We start from the raw sequence: 1,681 nt of genomic DNA, 5'->3' as shown, positions 1-1,681 counted from the left end.
ACAGTGCGCCACTGTAGAATAACAGGCAGCTAACAGCGATAACTCCGTAGAAGGTTAAAATTAAACCTAAAGAGATGCCGCCGGAAATACCAGTCCACAGATGCAGAGGCACTGCTAAAGCAGCTACTGTATACAGTAAAACTGGAGAGCCCAGCAGTTTCCCCCCTAAAATGCTTTGGGTAGATTGGGGACTCAAACGTATAAAGTTGAGCGTACCGCGACGATCTTCCTGTGCTAGATCGGCAACTACCATATAAGTGCCAATTACTAACAAACCGAAGATGGCGAACAAACTCAACCAGACAAAAACGTCTAGCCACCAAACCTGCCATTTAATAACGAAATTACCGGCAAAATCTTGGAAACATTCGTATACCTGATAATACTGTTCTTTACCAGTGCAGTATCGGTTAGCGATCGTCCCTGGGTAAGATTTCTCTGTAGGAAGTTGGCCGTAGAAAGACATTAGCAGTAGCAGCTGACCTAGTAGAGAAATTCCGGCTGCGATCGCTATATTTCTGGTTTTTAGGCGACCTTTGAGTTCCCGCAATAGCTGCGGGTTCAAATCGCCGATTCTCTCTATCAAGTTAAGTTTCACGATCGAAATTCTCCCAGTAAAATTTGATTGATTTTTTCATTTCAAATCTACAATTTTCTGTTTTAAGTTTCCGCACCTCCTGCCAACAAAGCTGATTTCCAATTCCCTCTCTATCTTCCCTCTCCCTCTCTCTAGGATGCTTGTTTGTGACCGAGTTTGAGGAAAATGGTTTCTAAATCTTCTTGGGTGCAGTGGAATTCGGTGAGGGGAATGCCAGCTTCAACGAGCGATCGCAATAACTTAGCCGAATCTTCCGGATTTCCGGAAAAATGAACTTGTACTTGATTTGTTGCTGGCAATACCTCCCAATCTTCTACAAAAGAATGATTTTTCAATTCCGCTACAAGTGCTTCTGGGCTACCCAAGCTGGATATGATAATTTGCTGGCGACTGAGGCGGCGATAAAGTTCCTTTAGGGAAGAACTTTCTACCAAATAACCTAATTCCATGATGCCCACCGAGGTGCAGAGTTCGGCTAAGTCGCTGAGGACGTGGGAGGAAATCAAAATCGTCATCCCAGCTTCCCGCAGCGCTTTGATGATGTCTCGAAACTGCATTCTGGCAATGGGGTCCAATCCGGATACAGGTTCGTCCAGCAATAGTACGATCGGCTCGTGAATAATAGTTCTAGCAAGACTGAGCCGCTGTTTCATCCCCCTGGATAAGGTTGAAATTTGACTGTTGCGTTTATTAGTGAGCTGCACCAGTTCCAAAACATCGTACAGGCGCTGACTGCGGCGCGGTTCCCGCAAGCGATAAAGTCGGGCAAAATAATCCAGGTAGTCCCAAACGGTGAGGTCGTCGTAGAGGGGAAAGTCATCGGGAAGGTAGCCCAGACGACGTTTGAGGGTAGGATTGCTTCGATCGCGCAACAGACGATCGCCATTAATATAAATTTCCCCTATAGTTGGTTCCTCAGCTGCCGCCAACATCCGGATCAGCGTTGTTTTGCCAGCTCCGTTTGGCCCGATCAATCCGTAGACTTCACCCGCTTCTACCTCTAAATCGATATCGTTGACGGCTATATGGCGGTCAAATTGCTTGGTAAGTCCACGGGTAGAAATCGCCAGTTCCTTTGCCATA

The 1,681-nt window shown here is 46.4% G+C and carries 1 protein-coding gene and 1 pseudogene; both read right to left on the bottom strand.

The window, feature by feature from the left end; translation table 11 throughout:
• Nucleotides 1-598, bottom strand: a pseudogene (locus H6S82_RS32015) (hypothetical protein); the annotation flags it as partial.
• A 131-nt stretch (nt 599-729) separates the two neighbouring features.
• Nucleotides 730-1,680 (bottom strand): ABC transporter ATP-binding protein, encoded by a 951-nt coding sequence (locus H6S82_RS32010; protein WP_190463841.1) that lies wholly within the window; start codon nt 1,678-1,680, stop codon nt 730-732.
• Between the last annotated feature and the right edge of the window lies 1 nt (nt 1,681).

This window comes from Planktothrix sp. FACHB-1355, from assembly GCF_014748295.1.
Taxonomy (GTDB): Bacteria; Cyanobacteriota; Cyanobacteriia; order Cyanobacteriales; family Aerosakkonemataceae; genus Aerosakkonema; species Aerosakkonema funiforme_A.
Note: the sequence above shows the minus strand (reverse complement) of the source record. Positions and strands in the feature narration are given on the sequence as shown.